The sequence below is a fragment of the Nonomuraea aurantiaca genome (assembly GCF_020215705.1).
GTDB classification, from domain to species: domain Bacteria; phylum Actinomycetota; class Actinomycetes; order Streptosporangiales; family Streptosporangiaceae; genus Nonomuraea; species Nonomuraea aurantiaca.
Genome location: NZ_JAIWNB010000033.1, coordinates 37,391 through 59,883, shown reverse-complemented (window position 1 = coordinate 59,883; position 22,493 = coordinate 37,391). Strand labels below are relative to the sequence as shown.

Sequence of the window (22,493 nt, the reverse complement as noted above, 5' to 3'; positions counted from 1 at the left end):
TGGTCCGGGGCCAGGCTCTCAACACTCATATAAGCCCACCTCCTGATTCGTATGGCCTTTCCGTCCTGCGCAAACTGACAGCAAGAGGGCTCCTTTCCATCCGTCCGAAGGACGGTGGCTTTCTGCCGACTCAGTGAGGTGATCTCAGCGAAATAGATCGGGCGATGCGGGATATCCGGGGCGCCGATGGTGGCGTTTCGGGCCTTTCAGGAGAAGTCGTCGAAGGCCGGAGACAGACGTGGAGCCTCCGGTAGATGAGTTCTCACCACAAGAACGCTCAAGGCCGGAGAGCTCCACGTGATTGCTCATCGTGCCACGCTCGACGTCTCCCGCGCACTCGTTCAGTACGTCGCGCGACTCCTGCATGAAGAGCGTCGATTGCGTGGCACCCCGCAAGGCAGCCGAGCCCTGGCCCCGTTCAGACAGGCGGTCATGGTGGTGCGCTGGTTCCGCGGCGAGCACGACGTTCCCAAGCTCGGCCGCGACCACCGCATCTCACGGGCCACCGCCTACCGCTACATTCACGAAGGCATCGACGTCCTCGCAGCTCAGACACCAGATCTGCGTCAAGCCCTCGACCGCGCCCACGCCGAAGGACTGGCCTGCGTGATCCTCGACGGCACCCTGATCGGCATCGACCGCTGCGCCGAGCAGACAGTCAGTGTCAAGGGCGAACCCATCGACGCCTGGTACTCCGGCAAGGCCCACCAGCACGCCGGCAACCTCCAAGCCCTCTCGGCACCGGGCGGTCTGCCGTTGTGGATCGCCGAGGTCGAGCCCGGCTCTGTCCACGATCTGACCGCCGCCCGCGCACAGGTGCTGGGCGCGCTGCAGGCCGCGGCCTCTCGCGGCCTGCCCACCCTCGCTGACAGCGGCTACGACGGCGCCGGAATCGGCATTCATTCACCGATCAGGCAGCCCAAAGGCAACCAAGTCCTCAGCCCGAGCAACCGCACCTACAACCATCTTCTACGAGCCCTGCGCTGTCTCGGCGAACGCGGCTTCGCCCTACTCAAAGGCCGCTGGCGCACCCTCCAGCACGTCACCGTCAGTCCCAGTCGGATCGGCGACATCGCCCGCGCGGCACTTGTCCTCACCCATTTCGAGCACGACTACCTGCTCGCAATTCGCTGAGATCACCTCACTCAACGCGGTTGTTCTCCGCGTGGTGAATCCTGAACCATTGCCAGGGGGCTGACCATGCCGGTGTCCAGAGTCGTGGTTTCCTCACAAGAGTGAACTGGCCTCGGTTCACCGCGCGGCACCAGCAGGCTCCCGAACGTTTCGGCCCTTGACGTGACCGGGCCAGCGGCGTGCCGGCGCAGAAGACGCCTTCACCGTGAGCATCGACAAGGCCCGCACCCTCGTCAATTCCGCGGGCGCGCCCTCGGTTCGGCGGGCACAGCGTCGCTGAGCAAGACCCCTGTTCGAGCTGCTCAGTGGCCACTTCATCGCCACGAAACAAACACTGCCTCGGCCGGGCCGATGGTGTGACAGCAGACACCATGGTCATTTCAGCGGTGATCCCGTGTGAGTATTGTTTAGATTCGGAATATCTTCGCTATTCCATTGACATTGAAGGCCAAATTCTTGAGGTGCACGACTCGAGACAATTGGATCGGAAGAATATGTTCAGCGAGTGACTACGGTGAGTCGATTCTCCGAACAGGCCCAGTAAAGCATCTCACGGATTCGGTCTGGAGAACGTCGTCTTCGCCGCCAATCATCATGTGATTCCTGCCAGCTGGCCCTCCGTTGGTCCAGGCCTCAGTGCCTTTCAACGGCAGAACCGGGTCGTCTTCCCGCGATTCGCGCCATCGGGTCCGGCAGTCGTTGCCCTTTGCGCACAACTGAGGCTCGCAACGCCGAGGCCGTACGGGGACACGTCGCCAAGAGCAGGGCCCGCGCACGCGCGGCCGGCCCGTCCGGGCCCTCAGCGTCGACCCGGGGCAGTCCATGCCTGGGGGGCTGGGGTTCTGGAGACGGCCTCACGCGAGCGTCCATGTGTGGGTCAGGTGGAGTTGTCCGGCGCGAATCGGTCGCGCCGGGCTTCCCCATCGCACGCCGTTCCTGGTTGACGCGGGCGCCAAGCTCCTGGCAGGCGGGGCAGGGATATCCCGAGGGCAGGAGGTGATCTTCGCACTCGGGGTGCGGGCAATGGTAGCCACGATCGACGACGGTCAGAGCGGCCGCGACCGGCCGGCGGGGTTCGATGCCGTACCACGCCGTCAGCCGTCGCCGGATGCGAGCGGTCAGCTGTGCCACGGTGCGCCCGCGGCTCATCTCCTTCTCCATGGCCGTCAGCACCCGGTCGCGTTCTTGCTCGGTCATGCGCAGCTGCCATCGGAGGGGGAGCGCGGTCATGACGCTCAGGGCACCTGCCGGTCGAAGCGGCCGAACAGCACAGCCTGCCTGCTCGTTGATCTGCCTCTCGCGCGAAAGCGCGCTGCCCGCGTCGCCGTTACGGTCCTGTGCTTCGCCTACGGCGAGAGGTGAATGATCATGCTTCTCCAGTCCTGCTTCAAGGTCGTCCTTCTGTGCAGGTTCAGTTTCCATGATCGTTTCCCCTTGGCTTCCCTGATCGTTTCGCTTCACGATCCGAGATCGGTTCGATGGGAGCTCCCGATCCGGTCGTTCGTCCGGATCGGCCGGTGGCTCCTCAACGGCCAGCAGAGGGGCGTCATGGGTGCGGTATGCGATCATGCGGCCGGTCGGGCGAGGCGAGATCCAGCCATCACTTTCGAGTGCGGTCAGCAAAGAGCGCACCGTCCGGTCTGTCACATCCAGGTCTTGAGCCAATTCGGCTTGGCTGCGGATGGCCCCGACAGCTTCGTCGCGGCGCAGCCGGCAGTACAGCTCCAGCATCAGTGAGCGGTTCCTTCGAGGTGTCCACGTGCCGTGGACGCTGCGACAGCCGACACCGGCCGCCGCACGATAGGAGATGCGCGCCCAGGCCGCGTCCTCCGGAAGCGGGGCGAGAAAGCGGCGCGTGATCCGGGTGGTGGTGTCGGTGATGATCCACGCGCCGGCGGCGCTCAGCGCATCGTAGATGGTGCTGGGGTGCATGCCAAGCCGTTCGGACAGGAACGCGATGCTCGCGGTGCAGCCTGCCCGGCGCTGTGACAGAGCGGCCACCTGCGCCACCAGGGGCCAGGCAGCGCCGTGGGGGAGCCCGAGCGGGATCTTGACCGTGCCGTCGGGCAGCTCGTCCAGTGGGCACGTACCCGGCCTTGATGCGCACCGGTCCTGCTCGTGCGTCTGTCGCGTCACAACTCCGTCGACACTGCCGGGCGCGTTCGTCTGGTATATGGCTTGTGATCCTGTTTTTGGGTATGCCAAAGAGAGCGCATGGCTCATCGTGTGCTCCGATGCGGTTTTCGGGTGCGCCGAACAGAGGTGTCGGCGGCCTGGCCAGGTGGCTGGGGCCGGCACCGTCTGAGTGCGTCATGGGGTCAGGTGGGCCCGGAGTATGTGACCTCCGGGCGGCGGACGGTTTAGATCAAGAGCGCCTCCACGGGGCGCGCCATGCTGAAGCGGGACAGCGCGACCGAATGCCACCGCCGCTCGCAACTTTCACGGCGTGCGGCTGACAGGCCCGGTTCAGGGCGCACTGAACAGAGCGCATGGCGCATGGCGGGCTCCGTACGATCAATGGGTACAACAAACACCAGTGCCGGCGGCCGCGTTGGGCGGCACGGTCGGCACCGCGGGTGTCGGCGGGCCTGGGTATTGCTCTGGATGGTCTAGATCAAGGGCGCCTCCGCGATGATCGGCAGAGTGCGCCGGTCGCGGGGCGACGGCGAGCTGGTATGGCCGATCGGCCGGCGGGCATGTGTCCGCGTGTGGCGCGGCTCCTCGCCTGGACGGCGATGGATGCCAGACCCGTGAGAAGAACAGCGAGGGGAGCCGGTCTCGAGGACGTGCCGAGTCGAGGCTCCGGTGATCGCTCGGCCGGATGGAGCCGGCCGAGCGGGCGCATGGGACCTGTGCGATGTGGGCCGTGCGAGCGCGCGACCGGTTGTCCGCTCCAGCAGGTGTCCGGTTTATCGGACACGCGAGCGGTAATCATCATCGTGGGCGGCGACACGCCGAACACGCCGATTGCGCGCACGACTAGCCGACCCTGCGAGTCATCGTCTATCGTGGACTCCAGGACTTTCTGGACACCGGCCAGGCACGCGAAAGCGCCAAGCCGACTCGAGCCGGGCCGGATGTCTTTGGTTTGGAGAGAGCTCCCGCGCAAGGTTTACCAGGCCATGTAGCGCGGGGGCTCTCTGCATTTGTGCGGTGCGCCGATGTGGGCGCGGCTTACGTGAGCGTTCGAATGCCTCCTCGTGCCGGGGGTGCCGGCGGGCTCAGGCTGCGGTCTGCTGGGGACGTTCGAGGTCGTACAGGTCTAGGAACGCTTGTTGCTCGTAACTCGCTGGACCGCTCGTTATCGAAATGTTGTGGCTGTCGTTCAGGAGACTGCTGACCAATGAATGAGCAGCCTCGGGCGTCAGCGTGTGTCCGGCGTGGACGGACTCGCCCCGGTGGTCCTCTCGCTGCGGGGGATGCAACGCGCTCATCACGTCCACGAGATACGCCGTCATGCGTGCATAGCCGTAAGCCTTGTAGGCGGCCTTGATCCGTGGTTTGACGCCCACCGGGGTTCGGAAGGTGAACACGTGCCTCTCGCTGGACACCGGTACTTGCGTGGTGCCGAGCAACATCGGGATCATCGCCCCCAGAGAGGCGTGCGTTTCCGACGGCTGGCGTGGCTCCGGATGCAGTGCACTGATGAGGTCGGCCAAGTAGACGCCGGGCTGAGTGTAGCCATGGCGCTCCCCGGCAACCTCGATGCGCCCCTTCAGCTCAAACGGCACCGCGAAAGTCGATGTATCCCGCTTCCCCTTGTTGAGCTGTGCCATCGCTATACCTCCCATCACCGATGATCGAGACCGTAGCGTACAAACAATCAGATTGCGAGGAGCCGCGCAGGCGACTCGCCCGCTTCCTGTAGTTCGATGCGACCGTCATTTCGCCGCATGGCGTCTCCTGCCTTCGTCATGAGCCGGGAGCCCCTGTTGTCTGAGGACACCACCCAACTCGCCAGCATGCTCAGCACCTCGCCCGCCAGCGCCTCGCAGCACGCGACGGTTCTCCGCGAAGCCGGAGTGGTGAACACCCACCGTTACCACGGGTCCGCGCGGCACACACTGTCGTTTGGAGGCACGAACCTGCTCGCGCGGCCCTACCGGGAACAGCCCGTGTGACTCCGATTCCGGGTTGTGGGGCGTCGCGGGAGCAATCAGCGGCAGCGCGGTTCGGCGTTGTCCCGTGCCCATCGTCATGCCCGAGAACTCCAATCAGGTGACGGCTGCCGCGGTCCGGCGGCGCTGCTGTCAGGGCCGATGCCGCTGTCGCCACCCGTCACAACGGCGACCAGGCCGTCACATCTGCCCATCGCTGCAGCTTCTCCTCGCAATTGCCTGAATTACTTGCATGAAGCTAGTAACGTACGAGCGAAAGGTAGCATGATGCAAGCGGGCTGGTGGAGGTCTCAGATGCTCGGCAGCCGGACTCACGACGGCCGGAACTGCCCGGCGCGTGGCTTCGAGGGCGTGGGCGAGCGCTCCTCACGATCGTCCGCGTCGACTGCGACCTGACCGCCGTTCCTCTCCGACCCATGTCGGCCTTCCTATTTCCGATGGTCTGACCCCGACGCCGCAGCAGCGGGCCGGAGACAGGGTCACTTCGACCTGTACAAAAGGGGAAATCGAACAGTGTCAAGCGACGGCTCCACCCTTGACTTCGCCACCAGCACCGATCCCTACCGGCGCGAGTTGCTCGCCCACTGCCGTCGAATGCTGGGATCGCTGGACGAGGCCGAGGACCTCGTGCAGGAGACATACTTGCGTGCCTGGCGGGCGTTCGAGCAGTTCGAAGGCAGAGCGTCGGTGCGAAGCTGGCTCTATCGCATCGCCACCAACGCGTGCCTGACCGCGCTGGATCACGCCAGCCGCAAGGTGGTGCCATCGGGCCTCATGGACCCCGGCGACGATCCGTACGCGCCCCCCTCCGCCGTCCCCGACGTCTCGTGGGCTCAGCAGATCACCGACGCGCTCGTGGAGCCGGAGTCGCAGGACCCTGTCGCCATCGTCACGGGCAGGGAGAGCCTGCGCCTGGCACTGATCACCAGCCTGCGACATCTGCCGGCGCGACAACGAGCCGTGCTCATACTCCGGGACGTCCTGGCCTTTCGCGCCGCCGAGGTCGCACACATGCTGGACACAACCGTCCCGGCGGTCAAGAGCCTGCTTCAGCGAGCCCGCGCCACGCTTGCTAAGGCCGCGCCGAGCACGGATCAAGTCATCGAGCCGTGCGATCCGCGGGCACGTGACCTGCTGACCAGGTACATGGATGCCTTTGAGAAGGCGGACGCGGCCGCCTTGCAGGAGATCCTTCGCGACGACGTCGCTTTTGAGGCGACGGCGCTCGGCGACCAGTTCGACGGCATGGCGACGTGCGTGTCGTTGTTGGCCGTGCACGTGCTGGAATCCCCAGCCTGCCGGCGGCCTGCGGCGGCCTGATACGCCGGCCACCACGCCTACGCTCACCATCACGACGACGTGCAGTGGGTTCTCTCCGGATCATCACGTCTCGCGGCGCTGATCATTGCCCTCCTCCTGGATGAGGAGGTTGACGTCGGCGGCCTCGGGGCTGCCGACCGCGGAGAACAGCGCGAGCGCATCCCGCCAGTACGGCGCCGCAGTGCGGACGTCGCCCTCCTGGTAGAGGGCTTCGCCGAGCGCCCGAAGGGCTCGGGCCTCACCGAGGCGGTGGCCTGTCGTGCGATGCAGGTCAACGGCCTGCTTCGCCTGGATGATGGCTTCGGCTCGCTCGCCACGGGCGATGCCGACCTCCGCGAGCGCGGTCAGAGCCAGGCCCTCCAGCACGCGGAAGGAGCGGTCGCGGGCGATCGCGTACGCCTGCTCGGCGTGTGCGGCGGCTTCCGGGAGGCGGCCGAGACTCCTGGCGGCCTTGGCCAGGCCGATCAGGCTGGTCACTTCGGGGTGGCGATTGTTCCCCTGTTTCGACGCGTCGAGCGCCTGCTGGCGGCATTCCAGTGCCTGGTGGTATCGGCCGAGATCGTGATGGACCGCGCCCATGACGTTCAAGGCGCCGGCCTGGAGGAGACGGTCCTCCAGGTCCTGGCTCATCGCCAGCGCCTGAGCAGCAAGATCGAAGGCCTTGGGGTAGTGCCCGAGATCGCAGTGAACGGCTGCCAGCAGGACCAGGCACTCCAGTTCCCCGCCGCGGTTACCCTGCTGGTGGTTAAGGGAGAGACCCTCGTTGAGATGCCTGACCGCCTCGCCGAGCCGTCCCAGGCTGTGGCAGACCTCTCCCAGGTTGCAGAAGACGGCGGGGCTATCCGTGGTGAGGTCCAGGGCCTGCCCGAGGTGGTCAAGGGCGAGCTCCAGCTGCCCCAGCTGGTGGTAGGCGACCGCCAGGTTGTTGAGGTACGACTCCCTGCCATGTTCGTGATCGGTTCGCCGGGTGAGAGCTCTGTTGAGGTGTTCGACCGCCTGCTGCGGATACCCCAGCCGCAGATGGGCGTTGGCCAGCCCGGCGAGGGCGATGGCCTGGCAGCCCAGCCAGGAGATCTCCTCTGCCAGCGACAGGGCGCGCGCATACGATACCATCGACCGCTCAGGCCGATCCTGGAACGTTTGCGCGTTGGCCAGACTCAGCTGAATCACCGCCTCGGCCGCCGGATCGCCGGCCGCGACGGCGGCGGCCAGGGCGGCCTGGGCACAGGCCAGCCAGTCCTCCAGGCGTCTGCTCATCCAGAAGTAGCCGCGCAGCGCGTCCGTCAGCAGCCACACGTTCTCGCGCGGACCGTGCTGCATCGCGTCATGGATCATCGCCACCAGATTGACGTGCTCGGCCTCCAGCCAGGCTACGGCGCCCTCCTTGGTGTCGAAGACCACGGGTTTCACGGCATCCACGAGCGGGGGTGGCGGCAGCCGTACCCAATAGGGCTGGAGGAGCCGGGCGGCGGCCAGAACGCTGTGGAGGTGCCAGCTGTAGAGGCGCCGCCTGGCTTCCTGCAGTTCGTCGGCGGTTTCGTCGGACTGTGCGCGCTCGGCGGCGTAGAGGCGGAGCAGGTCATGGAAGGTGTAGCGGCCGGGGCCGTGCATGCGGATCAGGTGGAAGGAGGCGAGCTGGTCCAGCCTTCGTCTTGCCTCGGCCGTCGTGCAGCCGGTCAGGGCGGCCGTGGCCTCCGGGGTGAAGTCCGCACCAGGAACCAGCCCAAGCAGGCGGAACAGCCTGCGCTGCTCCTCGGGCAGGGCGGTGTAGGACAGGTCCAAGGTGGCACGCACGGCAGCCGCCTGGTCGCTCCCGGCCTGCAGGGCGGCCAGTCGGTTGCCTTTGCGAAGCTCGCACACGTAGTCGGCCAGGCTCAGGTGCGGGCTGGCGTCGAGGTTGGCCGCCGCGATGCTGAGAGCAAGGGGGAGACGCGAGCACAGTTCGCCCAGTTCCGTCTCCGCCTGTGGAGCGGCATGCAGGCGTGCCTCGTCCAAGAGCGCGGCCAGCAGGGAATGGGCTTCATCCGGCAAGAAGACGTCAAGGGTGACGCGGAAGGCGCCCTCCCGGGCGATCAGTCCCCGCAGCTGGTTGCGGCTGGTGATCAGCACCTGCGATTCCCCGCCGGGAAGCAGAGGGCGCACCTGTGCCTCGTCGCGGGCGTTGTCGAGCAGTATCAGGGTGCGCCGCCGCGCCATCTGAGTGCGCAACAGCGCCGATCGCGCGTCCAACTCGGCAGGGAGCTCCGCCACGACACCCAGGGCGCGCAGCAGCGTCTCCAAGGCGGCGGCGGGCTCGAGCGGCGCACCGGGTCCGAAGCCGCGGAGATCGAGGTAGAGCTGGCCGTCGGGGAAGTGGTCGCCGGCCAGGTGCGCCCAATGGACGGCCAGGGCGGTCTTGCCCACCCCCGCGGTGCCGTCAAGGATGATCGGCCGCGAAGGCTGCCCGCCGGGCACGGGCAGCAGTTTCTCCAGCGTCGCCAACTGGGCGAGACGGCCGGTGAAGTGCGCGATGTCAGCGGGCAGCTGCCGGGGAGGCGGGGCGGAGACGGAGTCGGCGGCCTTGGCCTCCGGCTGTCCGGGAACGGCTGCTTCGCTGCCCGGCCCAGGAAGCGTCAGCAGGACACGATCGCCGGTCAGGATGCCGTGATGCAGCTTGCGCAGCTCGTCGCTGGGATCGACCCCCAGCTCCTGCCGGAGCACCTCGCCGACCCTCTGGTACGCCTGGAGCGCCTCGGCCTGCAGACCTGACCGATAGAGCGCGAGCATGAGCTGAGCCCACAGCCGCTCACGCATCGGATGCGCCGACGTGGCCGCTCTGAGGCCCACGACCATCTCCTCATGGCGGCCCGAGCGCAGCCCCAGCTCGAACCAGCGTTCCAGCACCTGTACTCGCTGCTCGTCCAGCACCAGGACGTGATCACGGTACAGCGACTCCGACGGCACGTCGACCAGGGCGGGGCCGCGCCACAGAGCCAATGCCCGCTGGAGCAGGTCGGCCTCGGCAGCCTCGTCGCCGGCCTGGCCCGCTCGCTTGGCTCGGCCGACGAGATCTAAGAAGACGGTGACGTCGAGGTCCTCCGCCGCCAGCTTGAGTACGTACCCCTCGTCACGGGTGTGGATCAGCTGCTGGTCGCCACCACGGTCGAGCAGGGTACGTCGCAATCTGCCGATGTGTGTCTGAACGGCACCGCGCGCATCGTCGGGGGTTTCGCGCCCGTCCCACATCCGTTCGGCCAGCTGGTCGAACGACACGTGCTGGTTGGCCTGCAGGAGCAAGGTGGCCAGGGCGATGCGCTGCTTGAGCGCCGGCACGGCCAGCGGGACCCCCTCGCGCACCACCTCAAGGTTGCCAAGCACACCGAACCACGTCCCCATGCAGGAACGATGCCACATTTCTCCTGGAGTCCGCAGCATGAGGAAGGTGCCGTGAAAGGGGTGATCCGCGCTCCGGCCCGACCTGGACCTCGCCGTCCCGGACATCACGGTGATGGCGCCCACCCGCGCGTGCGCTGCACTTTCACGGCGCAATCGCTTCGGCCGAGCGCCTTAGTGCGGCGGCAGCCCCCGGCGAGCCGAGCGGAATTCCCTCCCGAGAGCTGGACGGAGAATTGTCAGACGACAGCCAAACGACGTCAAGACGACACCGTGTGGCAGAAATGTGAGTAGCGGGGGGCTGATAGCGACGAATGGATCCACGCGAGGCCTCCTGTTAGAACAAAAGTTCGAAGATTGAGGTACTGATCGTGGAAAGGGCACCGGCTACCTGCCTTTCCGGTGTATCGAGGCGCATCGGCCCTATTTGGTGTATCGGAACCCGACAAGACGTCCTTCGCCGCCCTCGACACATGAGGTGACGTGAGCCCCCGGGACCCGCCCGGCCACACCACCACTCCTGAGCCGACGCTCATCGTGCCTTCGACTCGTGTTCACGGTGACCTTCCTCCGCAGCATTGCTTCGCGTATCGACGAGCCGTGCCGCTGCCGTACCCGCCGTGATCAGCAGCGTTGGTCAGCGACTTCCGCCTCGTATGGAAGGAGATTCCATGGTGCTCATGGATGGATCACCACCGTGGTCCCCGATAAGTCGAACCGGGCTACAGCGACACCTACATGAAGGCCGCCGATTACGTGGGCTGTTCGTCAGGAAGCCGCAGACGCCCTTCCGCTCCGTGGTCGCCTATGCCCCTTCCGGGGTCAGCGCGTTCGGGCTGAGCGCGATCAGTGGCCTCTTCGCGGACCGGAGCCACATGGGACTTCCCCGGTTCGAGCTCTCCGTCTGCTCCGACGCCGCCGGTGTGCTGAACACCGACGTCGGCATGTGCATGCAGGTCAAGCACGGGCTGGAGGCGATGGCGAACGCCGACCTGATCATCGTGCTGCCCACTGAGCGCCGCCCGCTCACCGCGTCCGTGGCACTCAATCAGGCACTGGTGGACGCCTTCCACCGGGGAGCCCTCGTCGCGGCCTACTGCGCGGGCTCGTACCTGCTGGCCGAGACCGGCCTGCTCGGCGGCCGGCGTGCCACGACGAGTCGGTCCTTGTCCGGGGTCCTGGCCCTCCGTCATCCGACGATCACCGTGGAGACCGACGCTCTGTACGTGGACGAAGGCCAGTTGGTCACGGGCGCCGGCGCGGCCGCCGGCATCGACATGTGCCTGCATCTTCTGCGTCGTGAGCATGGCGTGGCCGTTTCCAACGCCGTGGCCAGGGAATGGATGGTCGCACCACGTCGCGAGAGCGGGCAGACACAATATGTCCCCGACCCCGCGGAGATCGGCACCCGGTCGCTCGCCGACGACGAGGACGCGCGCCTGGCCGATCTGCTTGCCTGGGCACGCACCCGCCTGAACCAGCCCTTGACGGTCAGAGAGCTGGCCAAGCAGGCCTTGATGAGCTCTCGTACCTTCGCCCGCCGCTTTCAGTCCGCGACCGGCACCACACCGTATGCGTGGCTGACCAGTCAAAGGCTCGATCTCGCCGAAGAACTGCTGGCGACCACGACCCTGTCGATCCGGGAGATCGCCGGCCGCGTGGGGTTCCGTTCCAACGGCGTGCTGCGCGCGCAGTTCGTCAAGCGCCATGGCATCTCCCCGACGGACTATCGCCAGCGCCAGCGATCCGCGAGAGCACGTCAGTGACGCTTTCCCGCCGGCCTGACCGGGGAGAACGTGCCCAGCGCGCGCAGGCCAGGCGGCCGGGCACGTGCCATGGAGTCTCTTACCTTGAGGTCTGAGAACCGCATCTTGGGCGGGAACCGGCCGACCCGTCGGCTTCGCCACGATCTCGTCCGTGGTTCCCTTCGCCCTCCTGGCCTGCCGCCGGGCAGGCGGCGCACCGCCGCCGTCATCGCCGACGGTCAGCCGTAATCCGCCGGCGGCGTGGGTCAGGACGATGGAGACCGTACGGATCCCCGGCGGCTGCCGCTCCACCTCTCCCAGGGCGCCACGGATGGTGGCGTGGACGATCTGGCCGACGTGATCAGGAAGCCCTTCGGTCGGCCACGCCCATGTCTCCACAGCGATCCCCGTCCGCGAGGACCACGTTGCGAGAAGCTCTTCCAAATCTCGCACGAACGCGGATGAAAAGTCCGCATACAACTCGTTCTGCGGGATGCCCGGCCTCCCTTACTGACAAGTCGGCATCGCCTCGCCGTGCCGATCTCAGGATGGCCCAGCCGAAGAAATCGTCGGTGGCGATGAACACTCGAGAAGGCCGGACCGTCGTTCTGTCACGCAGCCGAGAGCCGGTCGAATCGGAGCTTGCCCAAGCCGTTCCGCCATACCGCAGACGCAGTGCCAAGTTAGCGACCGGCAGGACGCGACGGCAAGCGTCACATCTGCCATGCGTCGCCTCTTTCCCGCCGCTGTCCATCCAGGTCGGTGATGTGCGAGGTCAGGGCTTCATACGGAAGTCGTACCTCGGCGGGAACGGCTCGTCGGTGTCGAGGGCACGCTGGCAATCGGTCCAGACCTGGTGCAGGGAGTCCTCGCCTTCTCGCAGGTCTGGCACCTCCATCCCGTCGCGCAGGATTGCGGCCGCGATCTCGGGGCACCCGGCCGCGATGGCGGCTCTGCAGCGCAGGAGCCGGATCCGGCCGTGGTCGCGATGCGGCAGCCGGTCGGTCAGCGCCAGCGCTTCCTGCGGCCGGCCGGCCAGGAGCAGCGCGGCCAGGGTTTCGACCGCCAGCTGGCGAAGGCCGGGGGCCAGCGCCAGCGCCGTCCGAAGCCGATCGGCGGCGGTGGCCGGGTCGCCGGCCAGCAGGTCGGTCTCGGCCATACAGCGCGCCGCCCACGGGTTGTCCCCAGAGGTCCGCCAGGCGGCGCGGGCGCCTTCGACGTCGCCCTCCGCGTAGCGGAGCAGCCCCAGATGGTAGTACGCGTGCCAGTCCGCCGCGGTGCTCTCGAGCAGGCCGAGCCACGGCCGGCCGATCACCGGGGGAGCAGGGGGCTCCTGGATGGGCAGCAGGCCGGTCTCCAGCACGCGCAGCCACGGCTGCTGGTCGGCTCCGAGCGTCTCGTCTCCGAACGGCGTCGCGTCGTCATGGGGGAGCACCGACGCCCGCCGTTGCAGAGCCCCCCAGCCCGAGTCTCCATAGCGGATGTCGGAGGGGGCGCGCCTGGAAGTATGGGCCAGCCATCGGTGCCGCGCCTCCAATGTCGCCTCGGGCAGCAGTCCGGTCACGGCCTTCTCCACCGCGCCCCTGGCCTGGTCCCAAGGGCCGTGGACCACATCGGGGTCGGCGCGCAACAGGCCGTAGGCCTCCGTCCACGACCAGGTCGCACCGGCGGGCAGCGGTAGATGCTCAAGCTGGGTGCGGGCGAGACCCGCCTGTATCTCCAGGTAGTGCGCGTCCGGGCCGTTCAGCCATTCCTGCCAGCGCCTCCCGCCGTGAGAGGTGCCCCAGTGGAAGAGCTTGCGGCCGCTCAACCGGCGGGTGGATGTGTGGACGAGGCCGCTTCCGGTCTCGTCGAGTGCGGCGATCCAGGGCCGCTCGGAGATGTCGAAGAAGAAGTCGGCGGCTCCCGCGGCTCGGGTGGTGTAGCTGCGGTCGGTGCCCTTCCAGCGGGGGAAGGGCACGTGGTGCAGGGTGTCGGTGTGGTCGACGTGGTAGGCGTGGTCGGCGGGCGCGATCACCCGCAGGCCGGGCGTCTCCGGTACGGCGATGTTCGACCACCAGTAGGCAGGCACGTCCCTCATGTGCGGGTTATGCAGGCGTACGTGCACCAGGAGCACCGCAGACCCCGGTGGGAGCTGTACGTCCAGTTGCACGACCAGGCCGCGCATCCGCTCGTACTCCCACATGCGCAACCCCTCGTCCACCCGGGCGGTGTGCAGGGGCGCACAGGTCAACGGCCAGTGTCCGGTCGCGCCGAGGTTCCACTCGACGCCGCCGGAGAACCACGCGCCCCGCAACGCCAGGTTGGCCGGCTGCAGGATCGGGTTGCGGAACAGCAGTTCGCGGCCTGTGGGCCGGTGCACCAGCGACCACAACCGCCCGCCGAAGCCGGGCAGGAACGTGGCGCTGAGCCACTCGTTCTCCAGGACGATGCTGTCCACCCGGCGCACCCGGCGCTCTCGCCGGTAGTCGTCCTGCATGCCGTACGGCAGCAGGCTGAACGGCTGGCCGTAGGCGATGCCGGCGGCCATGGCGGGGTCGGCGGCCCTGGTGTCCACCCGTACCCCGTTGTCCCGCAGGATCGGCAGAGGGCTGGCGGGGCCCGGCTCGGCGACGGGCAGGTCGAGACCTTCTCTTCTCATGCGGCGAGCTCCTTGATCACTTTCCGGCGCCGAGCGTCATGCCCTCGATGATGCGCCGGCCAAGCCAGACGTAGAGCAGCAGCATCGGCAGTACGAGCATGGCCACGCCCGCGAAGAGCACGCCGTAGTCGGCGCCGCTGTACTGCTGCTTGGCCAGGAATCCGAGCAGCGCGAGGGGCAGCGTCTGCTTGCCGGTGCTCTGCACGAAGACCAGGGCGAGGAACGCCTCGTTCCACAGCCCGATGGCGTTGAGGGTGAATGCGGTGATCAGCCCGGACCGCGCCAGCGGCAACATGATCGTCCAGAAAGCGCGCAGCCGTGACGCGCCGTCGATCGCCGCGGCTTCCTCCAATTCGGCCGGCAGCGAGGCGAAGTAGCCGGTCAGCAGGAAGACCGTGAACGGCAGCGACACCGCCACGTAGAGCAGGAACAGCCCGAACAGGTTGTTCACCAGGGACAACCGTTCCATGAGCACGAACAGCGGAATCACGATGACCTGGACAGGGACGCCGATGCCGAGCGCGAAGTACAGGGTGAGCGAGGCGGCGGCGCGTCCGACGCCCCGCCCTAGGGCGTACCCAGCTGGCGCGGCGACGATCACGACCGCCACAGCGGCCGTGGCGACCAGCAGCAGCGAGTTGCCCGCCGCGACCCCGAAGTCGGCGCTCTGCCACGCCTTGGCGTAGTTGCCCCAGGCGAAGGTGGGCCAGTCGAAGGGCCGGGCGAAGATCTCACGATGCTCGCGCAGCGAGGTGACCAGCATCCAGGCCAGGACGGTAAGGTTCACGACCACCATCAGCCAGATGGCGCCCCTAGAACTGAATCGGATCACGGCGTATCACCCGGCGGAGCAGGAGGACGAAGATGACGATCGACACCAGCGTGACCACCGCGGAAGCCGACGCGTACCCGAAGCTGTAGGCGGGCACCCTTCCGCCGAACGTCTGGGCGTAGATGAACACAGCGGTGTTCCAGGTGTGAATCGGCGGCAGGTCGTTGGAGGTCCCGCCGAAGGCGTAGATGAAGTCGAAGACCTTCAGCGAGGAGATGGTCCAGATGACGGCGGCAGTGGACACCACGTCCCAGGTCAGCGGCATGGTGATGTGCCTGAACTGCTGCAGCGGCCCGGCCCCGTCGAGTTCGGCGGCCTCGTAGAAGTAGCGGGGGATCCGGTCGGTGGCGGCCATCAGGATGGTGACGTAGAAGCCGGTGTGGGTCCAGATCAGCCCGAGGAAGATGACCAGGAACAGGTGATCGCCCAGCCAGTTGGGCGGGTCGAGGCCCATTCCGCTCAGCGCCGCGTCGACCAGGCCGCCGGTGGAGAAGAGGAACCCCCACAGCACCGACAGCACGATCGGCGCGATGATGTTCGGGAAGAAGATCACCGACCGGGCGAACCGGCGACCGGCCATCGCCCGCATGCCGAGCAGGAGGGCGAAGCTGAGTAGGAAGACCAGCAGGCCGCCGGCCAGGAGGATGGCCAGCGTGTTGCGGAAGGCCGCGAGGAACACCTCGTCCTCCAGCAGCAGCGCGTAGTTGCCCAGCCCGCGCCAGCGCATCTCGGTGACGCCGTCCCAGGCGTGCAGGCTCACCCAGAACGAGGCGAGCGTCGGCCCGACGAAGAAGATCGTGTAGAGGATCACCGCCGGCAGGGTAAGGACGAGGAAGGCCCGCCGCCGCTGCCGGCTGATCGAAGGCCCATGGGGCCGGTGGAGCCTGGCGTGCTCTCGGACGAGCACGGCCATCAGGAGTTCTTCTTCCAGAACGCCGCCTGCTTCTCCCCGAGCTTGGTCGCGAACTCAGCAGCGGTGATCTTGCCGCTAAGGAATTCCGTGTGTGTCGGCTCGAACACCTCGACGGGGTAGGTGCCGAGGGTGTCGAGGCCCTCGTAGAAGGGGGTGACGGGCTTGTCGGTCAGCTGCCTCGCGATGTCGGCGAGCTGCTCGGGAGCGGGGATGTCGGGCCGGGTGGTGATGTTGAGCGCGACGGTGGCCAGGCCCTGCATGCGCTCCTTCTTCATGAAGGATGTGATGAAGCGCTCAGCGGCGGCGGCGTGGGCGGCGCGCTTGGGCACCGCGAACCCGATGACGGCAGCCTGCACGGAGGCTGCTCCGGGGAAGGGGAGCGCACGGTACTGGAAGCCCTGTGGAGCGGACTTCTGGGTCTCGCTCGGCGCCCAGCTTCCCATGAGCAGGAAATCGGCCTGACCGGCCGCCCATTTCTCCTGCATGGCAGGGAACTTGCTGCCGAAGGAGCCGGGCGCGAAGTATCCGCCCTTGGCCAGCTTCTCGATGCGTTCCAGCGCGGGCCGTACCTGCGGGGCGCTCCAGGCTTGGCCGGTCTTGTCGGCGGCCAGCTCCTTCACCTTGCCGGGGCCGAGCTCAGCGCCCAGGGCGTGGATGGTCCACAGCGCCGCGTACGAGCCGATGTCACCGTCCAGCGCCACCTTGGCCTTGCGATCGTCCAGCATCGCGATGAAGTCGTCCCATGTCGCGGGAGCCTTGGTGGCCAGTTCGGGATGCTTGGCGCCGTTGTAGAAGATCCCATAGCCGAGTGCCTCGTACGGCACCAGGAACGGCTTACCGGCGGCGTCGATGATCAGGTCGAGGTAGCGGCCGGGACCGACCTCGGCCACGGTCTTGCCCTCGCCCGGCACCTGCGTGGCCATGACGGCGGACATGTCGCGGTTCTGGCCGTTGCTCACCATCGCGCCGCGGATGCTGTTGCCGTCCTGGTCGACCAGGTCGGGGACATCGCCTGAGCGCAGGGCCGGGGTGAGCTTCTGTAAGACCTTGCGTCCCTGCCACTCCACCTTCACCTGGACACCGCTCTCCTTGGTGAAGGCCGCGATGGCGTCCTTGATCACCGTGGCCTGCGGCTCGTTCTCCTCCCACATGCTCCAGTAGGTGAACTGCTGCGGTGCGGCGGGCTCAGTACCATCCGTGTCGGTTCCGCAGGCCGAGACCGCGACGGCGGCGGCCATCAGGATGGCCACGGCGCGGGGGGAACGATGCGACACTGAACGACGCATCAGGGATCACCTCTATCTGTGGGAGGCCGCCACGCGGCACGGACGCATCCGTCCGCGGGCTGTCAGGAGTTGATGGAACGGCGAGGCGCGGGGCGAGGTCGTGGTCCCTCGCCTCTGGGCCGAGGCGGGTGAGCGGCGCGCCAGGGCGTTGTGAGGAGGATCGCATGGAAGGCTGGAAGGAAGCAATACCGACGAGCTCCTTCGATAATATGGCGGATATGGGGCTCAACGGTGCCGATCTCGGACGCTTGCGGCGCATCAACGAACTCGCGGTGATCGCGGCCGTACGGGACTGCGGCGACCTGCGTGTGGCACAGATCGCCGAACGCACCGGCCTTGCCAGGACCTCGGTGGGCGAAGTGGTCCGGGGCCTGGTCGGCAACGGCTGGCTGGAGGGACAGGTACCGGTGGCCGCGGGGCGGGGGCGTCCGGCGCACCGCTACCGCTTCCGCGCCGAGGCCGGGCATGTGCTGGGCCTCGACATCGGCGCGCACAGTGTGAGGGCCATGCTCGCGGATCTCAGCGGCACCGTGCTGGCGACCGGGCGGTGCCTCACCGACCCGGCCATGCCTCGCACGGAGCGGCTGCGCATCATCGACGAGGCCGTGAGCGACTGCCTGCGACAGGGCGAGATCGCCACCGGACAAGTATGGATGACCGTCGCGGCCAGCACGGGCTGGATCGATCGCGATGGCCAGATCCTCATGTCAGGCTCGATACCCGATTGGGCGGGCGTCGACCTCGCCGGCCACCTTCGGGCCCGGCTCGGCGCCCCTGCCCTGGTGGAGAACGACAGCCGTCTCGCCGCGCTGGCCGAGCATCGGCGTGGGGTCGGCCAGGGAGTGCGTGACCTCGTTCTCCTCCAGGCCGGCCGCCGCACAGGCCTCGGCTTGCTCATCGACGGCCGCTTGCACCGCGGCTTCGGCTCCGTGGCCGGCGACCTGTCGATGCATCGCGCGCTCAAATGGGAGCCGGCGATCGAATATCTGCAGTTCTGCGACGCCGTGCCCACCACGGGACGGAGCGGCGATGCGGTGGCCGACGTGCTGGTCGCCGCCGCTGAGGGGCACGCGGACGCGCGGGTGGCCGTGCGCCGCTACGTCCGCGAGATGGCCGTCGCGGCGGCCGCCATCGCCTCGATCATCGACCCGGAACTCATCGTGCTCGGCGGCTCGATGTCCGAGCACGCTGACCTGCTGCTGCCGCTCCTGGAAAGCGAACTGGACCTGCTGTGCCTGCGCACGCCGGAACTACGCGGCTCACGCCTCGGCGCCGACTCCGCCGCTCAGGGCGCGGTGTGCCTTGCTCTGGAACATGTCGACGCCGCTCTTCTCACCGAGGACGGCGGTCCTCTCGGACCTCTTCGGCGCCCCCAGGCATTGTCGGTCACATCTGACGCTTGACTCCCGTGGAGGGGGCGGAGCTTAATGTAAGGACTCCGTCGATAAGGCGTATGAGAGGGGCCGGTATGTCCGGTTCACCTGAACGTTCTTCACCCCCCAACCACCCCACTCGCCGCCAGCTCGTGGCCGGTCTCGCCGCGGCCGGGGCCGCGAGCGTCGCCTTCCCGTTCCTGCAGGCCCGTTCCGCCCGGGCACAAGCCGCCGGCCTGACCGTCTGGCTGCCTTCGCCCACCGACAAGGTTCGCCGTGACCGGGCGATGCCGGCCGATCGCGGCAGCCGGATCTCCTTACAGGCGGCGCGGAACGAGTACGAGTCCGCCCAGATCATCGTGCGAACCGCCGCGGGCAGCGCCCAGGTCGGCGTGGCGGCCACAGCGCTGACCGGACCGGGCGGGGCGACTGTCCCCAGCTCGCTGATCAGCTTTTATGAACAACGCTACGTCGAGGTGCCTCGTTCGGAGGATAATCCGAAGTACTTCGCCGGCTGGTATCCCGACCCGCTGGTGCCGCTCGCCGCCGGAGCGACAATCACAGCGAGCGCCGCCCAGAACGCCGCCGTATGGTTCACTGTCAAGATCCCCAAGGGGCAGGCGCCCGGGGTCTACTCCGGCACGATCACCGTGACCGGCGGCGACGCCCCGATCACGATCCCGCTCAGCGTGGACCTGTGGAACTTCGAGGTGCCCGACGCGCCCAGCTTCGACACCTCGTGCGCCATCTGGTATCCGCAGGTCGGCGCCGCCCACGATCTCACCTGGGGCACGGCCGACTACGACCGGATGATGCGCGCGTATTGGGACTTCCAGGCAGGTTTCCGCCTAGCGGGCGCCGACATCCCCATGCGCGGCGACCCCGGCCCGCCGGTGCCCGGCTACCCGCCGGGCCCCGGGCCTGACCCCGAACCGGCGGTGTTCCTGGCGCATGCCGAGGAGCATCTGGCCGACCCACGCATCCGCAAGTACCGCATTCCGCTCTACACCACGGGCGACAACAACGTCGGATTCGACACCGACATCGACAGGCTGGAGGAGGTCGTGGCGGGGCTGCGCCGGCTGGGGCTGCTCGAGCGCGGGTTCTTCTACTACGCCGACGAGCCGATGAACGACCAGCACTTCCAGAACGTCAAGGACCTCTTCGCGCTGGTCGACTCGATCGCCCCGGACGTGCCACATGTCCTGACCCTCACCGGGCCGCCCCGGCAGGACCTGCTCGACGTCGTGCGGGCCTGGGCGTTCGTCGTCACCGCGCCGAAACCCGAACTGCCCGGCGTCGTCCAGGCCCTGCGGGCTCGCGGCGACCTGGTCTGGTGGTACACGGCCTGGGGCCACAACTATCCGACGCCGAGCGTGTTCATCCACGACAGCCTCGTCGGGACCCGCCTGCTGCCGTGGATCCAGCATTACATGGGTATCCAGGGCTATCTGTACTGGTCGACCACGGTGTTCGGCACCTACGACGGCCAGGCCTACTACCGGTCCAGCCAGGATTGGCAGGACCGCTGGGCCAACCCCAACCCGCTGTGGGACTTCTCCGGTGACGGATTCCTCCTGTATCCCGGCAGGCACGTGGGAGTCGACGGCCCCGTCGGCTCGATCCGCCTGCACGGGCTGCGGGAGGGCTTCGAGGACGCCGAGTATCTCGTGCAGTACGAGAAGCGTGCCGCCGCCCTCGCCCAGCAGTGGAACGTCACCTTCGACGCCAAGACCGCCCTGCGCTCCTACCATGATGTCCTGCACGACTGGCTGGAGCCCTACCAGGACGACCCTGCGCTGTTCGGCCGCATCCGGGCCCAGGTCGGCGCCGAGGTCGCGCAACTGCACGGCAACGCGCCCGCGCTCGTCCACGTTGGCACCCCCACGGCCCACCATGTGCCCGTCACCGTTCACCTCACCCGGGGCGCGACACTCGTCATCGACGGCGTCACCCGGGCCCGGACCGGCGGTAACAGCGCGGCCGACACCTACGAGCTGATCCTCGACCTCGCCCAGAGCAGAAGGGACGTGTCGTTCTCGGCGACGGCGAACGGCGTCACCAACCGGTTCACCCGCACCGTCCATGTCGGCCCGGTCGCCACCCCGCACGAGATCATCATCAACAGTTTCGAGTCCGATGCCGACATCGGCAGGGTCAAGCCGACCAAGGTGACGGTCACCCGCTCCGACCAGCACGCCTCGGCGGGCCGCTCGTCGGCGCGCATGGTGTTCGCCGCGGATGTCGACGACGCCGGCGCGTTCTTCTACACCCTGCACGCCGACCATCCCGAATGGTCCATCGGCCGCAATGACTGGTCGACGTTCGACGCCGTGGAGATGGACGTCTACAACGACAGCGACGACCTCGTCGTCATGCACCTCAACTTCTACGACCCGATCCACTTCGGCGGCGACAACCCCTTCTACCTGTCACCGCGCAAGCAACACGCGGTGCGCGTACCGCTCACCAACCTGCCGAACAACCTGACCGAGATCACCTCGATGGAGTTGCGCGCACCCCGGCGCGACCAGCCGCTCACCCTGTACGTGGACAACGTGCGCTTCACCCGCGGCCGCACGGGCCTTCCCTCGCCCGGCACCTGGCTGCGACAGGACGGCCGACGGCGGCCGACCCTGCACGTGGCCAGGACCGACGGCGGCATCGCGATGGCCAGGCAGACGGGCGGCGACCCGGCCGCATGGGAGTTCACCAACGCCGCCGACGAGGGGCTGCGCGGACCGGTGACCGGCGCGGTGGCCTCGGCCATCGACCCGGGCGCCCGGCTGAACCTCATCGCTGCCACCGGCGCCGGCCAGCCCCTCCAGTGGAGCCGCGAGCAGACGCCGGGAGGCACCTGGCGGCGGTGGACACTCGATCTCACGCCCGACAACGGCACCCGGCCTAGCCTCATCGGCCGGCCGGCCGCCGCGTTGGACGTCAACGGCCGGCTCGTCTTCTGCTCCCGTACGAGCGACGGCTTCCTCATCCTCGGTCAGCAGGATGCGCCCGGCAGCGAGACGTGGCGGGCAACGTACCTCACCAGCGTCCGCGACGGCGGCAGAGTCAGGGTCACCGGCGATCCCGCGCTGGTCCAGGACCCGAGCGGCAAGCTGACGTTCTTCGCGCAGAGCACGGGCGGGCAACTCCTGCACGGCTGGCAGCTCACCCCCGGCGGCGCGCAGTGGAACACCGACTTCCTCTACCAGAACGGGACCGGCGGGGCGGCCGTCATCGCCGGCCGGCCCGCCGTCTCGCAGACCATCTCCGGACGGCTCGCTTTCCACGCCCGCGACACCAGCGGCCGGATGGTGCACGGCTGGCAGTCCACGCCCGGCAACGGCCCGTGGCGCTGGGACTTCCTGCCGCTGACGACGAACGCCGACGACGGCGGCACGCCCGTCACCGTCACGATCGCCGGAGATCCGGCCGCCACGCTGGACCCCAGCGGGCGCCTGGTGTACTTCGCCAGGACGACGGACGGCCGGGTGTTCCACAGCTGGCAGCGCCACCCCGACGAAGGGCCCTGGGACGCCACGGTCATCCGGGCGTCGGGCACGCCGATCACCGTCGCCGGCGACGGGGCGGCGGCTCAGGACGCCGCCGGCAGAGTGCACTACGTCGCCCGAACAGCCGCCGGCACGCTGCGGCACGCCTGGCAGGACGCCCCCGGCCTCGGCCCCTGGCACGCCGCCGAACTCGGCAGCGGCATCGCCACCTGACCTCGCAACGCCGAGCCTCCCACTTCATCCGCCAGGA

The 22,493-nt window shown here is 68.0% G+C and carries 13 protein-coding genes; 6 read left to right on the top strand and 7 right to left on the bottom strand.

Annotated elements, in window-relative coordinates:
• The first annotated feature begins 297 nt into the window (after window positions 1–297).
• Entirely contained in the window at window positions 298–1,134 is an 837-nt protein-coding gene (locus LDL49_RS47115) for a transposase family protein (protein ID WP_225301467.1), read from the top strand.
• A gap of 633 nt (window positions 1,135–1,767) precedes the next feature.
• On the opposite strand, the gene LDL49_RS47110 is transcribed toward LDL49_RS47115, so the two are convergent.
• Both LDL49_RS47110 and LDL49_RS47105 read right to left on the bottom strand, forming a co-directional pair.
• A complete protein-coding gene (locus LDL49_RS47110) occupies window positions 1,768–3,357 on the bottom strand; it encodes a helix-turn-helix domain-containing protein (protein ID WP_225301466.1) in 1,590 nt (529 codons plus the stop codon).
• 998 nt (window positions 3,358–4,355) lie between these two features.
• Window positions 4,356–4,910 (bottom strand): hypothetical protein, encoded by a 555-nt coding sequence (locus LDL49_RS47105; protein WP_225301465.1) that lies wholly within the window; start codon window positions 4,908–4,910, stop codon window positions 4,356–4,358.
• 156 nt (window positions 4,911–5,066) lie between these two features.
• Between LDL49_RS47105 and LDL49_RS47100 the strand changes: the two genes are divergently transcribed.
• Together LDL49_RS47100 and LDL49_RS47095 are read left to right on the top strand one after the other, a co-directional pair.
• Window positions 5,067–5,255 carry a hypothetical protein gene (locus tag LDL49_RS47100; RefSeq protein ID WP_225301464.1) on the top strand — a complete coding sequence of 63 codons (189 nt, stop codon included), beginning with the start codon at window positions 5,067–5,069 and terminating at the stop codon, window positions 5,253–5,255.
• Between the two features lie 510 nt (window positions 5,256–5,765).
• Window positions 5,766–6,572 (top strand): RNA polymerase subunit sigma-70, encoded by an 807-nt coding sequence (locus LDL49_RS47095; protein WP_225301463.1) that lies wholly within the window; start codon window positions 5,766–5,768, stop codon window positions 6,570–6,572.
• 63 nt (window positions 6,573–6,635) lie between these two features.
• Here the strand turns inward: LDL49_RS47095 and LDL49_RS47090 are convergent, their stop codons facing one another.
• Window positions 6,636–9,947: an AfsR/SARP family transcriptional regulator gene (locus LDL49_RS47090; protein WP_225301462.1), complete on the bottom strand. Its 3,312-nt coding sequence runs from the start codon at window positions 9,945–9,947 to the stop codon at window positions 6,636–6,638.
• Between the two features lie 653 nt (window positions 9,948–10,600).
• Between LDL49_RS47090 and LDL49_RS47085 the strand changes: the two genes are divergently transcribed.
• Window positions 10,601–11,710: a GlxA family transcriptional regulator gene (locus LDL49_RS47085; RefSeq protein ID WP_372470680.1), complete on the top strand. Its 1,110-nt coding sequence runs from the start codon at window positions 10,601–10,603 to the stop codon at window positions 11,708–11,710.
• A 754-nt stretch (window positions 11,711–12,464) separates the two neighbouring features.
• On the opposite strand, the gene LDL49_RS47080 is transcribed toward LDL49_RS47085, so the two are convergent.
• From LDL49_RS47080 to LDL49_RS47065, 4 genes are read right to left on the bottom strand one after another with little or no spacing between them, the layout of a single operon-like run.
• Complete coding sequence (locus tag LDL49_RS47080) at window positions 12,465–14,330, bottom strand: DUF5107 domain-containing protein (RefSeq protein ID WP_225301461.1); 1,866 nt, start codon at window positions 14,328–14,330, stop codon at window positions 12,465–12,467.
• Window positions 14,331–14,346: 16 nt separating this feature from the next.
• A complete protein-coding gene (locus LDL49_RS47075; protein WP_225301460.1) occupies window positions 14,347–15,126 on the bottom strand; it encodes a carbohydrate ABC transporter permease in 780 nt (259 codons plus the stop codon).
• Between the two features lie 16 nt (window positions 15,127–15,142).
• Window positions 15,143–16,075: a carbohydrate ABC transporter permease gene (locus tag LDL49_RS47070; RefSeq protein ID WP_225301459.1), complete on the bottom strand. Its 933-nt coding sequence runs from the start codon at window positions 16,073–16,075 to the stop codon at window positions 15,143–15,145.
• Window positions 16,075–17,361 (bottom strand): ABC transporter substrate-binding protein, encoded by a 1,287-nt coding sequence (locus tag LDL49_RS47065; protein ID WP_225301458.1) that lies wholly within the window; start codon window positions 17,359–17,361, stop codon window positions 16,075–16,077. Before LDL49_RS47065 ends, LDL49_RS47070 begins: the two co-directional genes overlap by 1 nt.
• Before the next feature lie 218 nt (window positions 17,362–17,579).
• On the opposite strand from LDL49_RS47065, the gene LDL49_RS47060 reads away from it, so the two are divergent.
• Entirely contained in the window at window positions 17,580–18,764 is a 1,185-nt protein-coding gene (locus tag LDL49_RS47060; RefSeq protein WP_225301457.1) for an ROK family transcriptional regulator, read from the top strand.
• A gap of 65 nt (window positions 18,765–18,829) precedes the next feature.
• On the top strand, window positions 18,830–22,456 hold the full coding sequence (locus LDL49_RS47055; RefSeq protein WP_225301456.1) for a DUF8189 domain-containing protein: 3,627 nt from the start codon (window positions 18,830–18,832) through the stop codon (window positions 22,454–22,456).
• Window positions 22,457–22,493 lie beyond the last annotated feature (37 nt).

Bases quoted from the DNA above. Each gene is read 5' to 3' on its own strand.
- LDL49_RS47080 (WP_225301461.1), bottom strand. From the start codon at position 14,330: ATGAGAAGAGAAGGTCTCGACCTGCCCGTCGCCGAGCCGGGCCCCGCC.
- LDL49_RS47085 (WP_372470680.1), top strand. From the start codon at position 10,601: ATGGAAGGAGATTCCATGGTGCTCATGGATGGATCACCACCGTGGTCC.
- LDL49_RS47110 (WP_225301466.1), bottom strand. From the start codon at position 3,357: ATGAGCCATGCGCTCTCTTTGGCATACCCAAAAACAGGATCACAAGCC.
- LDL49_RS47065 (WP_225301458.1), bottom strand. From the start codon at position 17,361: ATGCGTCGTTCAGTGTCGCATCGTTCCCCCCGCGCCGTGGCCATCCTG.
- LDL49_RS47055 (WP_225301456.1), top strand. From the start codon at position 18,830: ATGTCCGGTTCACCTGAACGTTCTTCACCCCCCAACCACCCCACTCGC.
- LDL49_RS47105 (WP_225301465.1), bottom strand. From the start codon at position 4,910: ATGGCACAGCTCAACAAGGGGAAGCGGGATACATCGACTTTCGCGGTG.
- LDL49_RS47090 (WP_225301462.1), bottom strand. From the start codon at position 9,947: ATGGGGACGTGGTTCGGTGTGCTTGGCAACCTTGAGGTGGTGCGCGAG.
- LDL49_RS47075 (WP_225301460.1), bottom strand. From the start codon at position 15,126: ATGGTGGTCGTGAACCTTACCGTCCTGGCCTGGATGCTGGTCACCTCG.
- LDL49_RS47060 (WP_225301457.1), top strand. From the start codon at position 17,580: ATGGGGCTCAACGGTGCCGATCTCGGACGCTTGCGGCGCATCAACGAA.
- LDL49_RS47070 (WP_225301459.1), bottom strand. From the start codon at position 16,075: ATGGCCGTGCTCGTCCGAGAGCACGCCAGGCTCCACCGGCCCCATGGG.